Source organism: Coprococcus intestinihominis, assembly GCF_040096555.1.
Classification (GTDB): Bacteria; Bacillota; Clostridia; order Lachnospirales; family Lachnospiraceae; genus Coprococcus_A; species Coprococcus_A intestinihominis.
In genome coordinates this window covers 1-1,886 of sequence record NZ_JBBMEK010000398.1, presented here as the reverse complement: position 1 = coordinate 1,886, position 1,886 = coordinate 1, and the positions used below count along the sequence as shown (strand labels likewise).

The window sequence follows — 1,886 nt, the reverse complement described above, 5'->3', positions numbered from 1 at the left end:
TTCATGTGTTTCCTTTCAGCTTCCAGGAATATTGCCAGTATTATGATGATATTAGTGACAAAGATAAGCTCTTTGATGAGTACGCTATCAAGGGCGGTTTAGCAGGTTCCTATGCTTATAGAACCGAAAAAGACAGAACAAACTATATCAAAGAGGTCTACGAAACGATTGTTACAAGGGATTTGGTACAGAAATATACTCTCCCGGACACTTTGGTTTTACAACGTCTGAGCGAGTTCCTTATGGATAATATCAGCAACCTGACTTCTCCGAATAAGGTCAGTCAGCTACTGACAGCAAATGAGACTCCAACCAATCATGTAACCGTCGGCAAGTACATTAAGTATTTGTGCAATGCTTTTGTATTTTATGATATTAAGAGATATGACATCCGAGGTAAGAAATACCTTGAAAGCTCTGAAAAGTTCTATTTGTGTGACAGCGGTATTCGATATGCAATACTGGGAAGCAGAAATATAGACTATGGCAGAGTATATGAAAACGTTGTTTGTATCGAGCTTCTTCGCCGTGGATATGATGTCTATGTCGGCAAGCTCTATCAAAAGGAAATCGACTTTGTTGCTCAGAGAGGTAGCGAAAAGATTTATATTCAGGTCAGCGACAACATTTCCGGGCAGGAAACATTTGAGAGAGAATGCTCTCCTCTGCTTCAGATTCGAGACGCTTATCCGAAAATGATTATTGCCAGAACCAAACATCCCCAATATAGCTATGAAGGAATCGAAATTCACGATATAGCCGATTGGTTGCTACAAGAATAAGCAAGGTGAAATATCTCCGTCATTCTCTTTTGAAATGATGGAGATATTTTTATTATGACGGAGATTGTAGAACAGAAAATTGTATCAGGTTGCAAAAATCCTTTCCGAACTTTTTACATAGCAGTCATGCACTACGGTGTGTGGCTGCTTATTTTTTTGTGAAAGGAGCAGATGCAAATGAAATTAGTTTTGGCTGAAAAGCCTTCGGTTGCACAGAGTATTGCCAAAGTGTTAGGTGCTGCCAAGCGTGAGGATGGCTACTTAGAGGGAAACGGATATGTGGTCAGCTGGTGTGTAGGGCATTTGGTGGAGCTGGCACAGCCGGAAGTCTATGATGCGAAGTACAGCAAATGGGCTTATGCAGACCTTCCTATCTTCCCGATGGACTGGCAGTATGAGGTTTCTGCCGGTACGAAAAAACAGTTTGGGATTCTGAAAAAGCTCATGGCCAGAGAAGATGTTGCGAGTCTTGTGTGTGCAACAGATGCCGGTCGTGAGGGCGAGCTGATCTTTCGGTTGGTGTACCACAAAGCCGGGTGCAGAAAGCCGTTTGAGCGGCTTTGGATTTCCTCGATGGAAGATGTAGCAATCAAGGAGGGCTTTGAAAATCTCAGGTCTGGAACGGAATATGATGCTTTGTATGAAGCAGCACTGTGTCGAGAACGAGCCGACTGGATTGTTGGTATTAACGCTACTCGACTTTTTTCGACCCTTTACGGGCAGACCCTGAATGTTGGTCGTGTTATGACCCCTACCCTTGCTATGGCTGTTATGCGAGAAGCTGCCATTTCCGCATTCAAGCCTGAACTGTTCTACACAGTTCAGATTGGATTGGATGGTTTTACGGCTGCAAGCGAACGCTTCAAAACCAAGGCAGCAGCCGAAGCTGTCAAACAAAGCTGTTCGGTGGCAATCGTTCAGAAAGCTGAATGTAAGGAGAAAACAGAAAAGCCGCCTGCGCTCTATGACCTGACCAGTTTACAGAGAGAAGCCAACCGTGTGCTTGGCTACACGGCACAGCAGACCTTGGACTACACGCAGAACCTCTATGAAAAGAAACTGGTCACTTATCCCCGTACCGACAGCAGGTTTCTGACGGAAGAT

At 44.2% G+C, this 1,886-nt stretch carries 2 protein-coding genes; both read left to right on the top strand.

The window, feature by feature from the left end:
* Positions 1–782: ATP-binding protein (locus WMO25_RS17605; protein WP_349086493.1), on the top strand; the 782-nt coding region annotated here is incomplete at its 5' end.
* Positions 783–959: 177 nt separating this feature from the next.
* The coding region (locus WMO25_RS17600; RefSeq protein WP_349086491.1) for a DNA topoisomerase at positions 960–1,886 on the top strand (927 nt) is incomplete at its 3' end.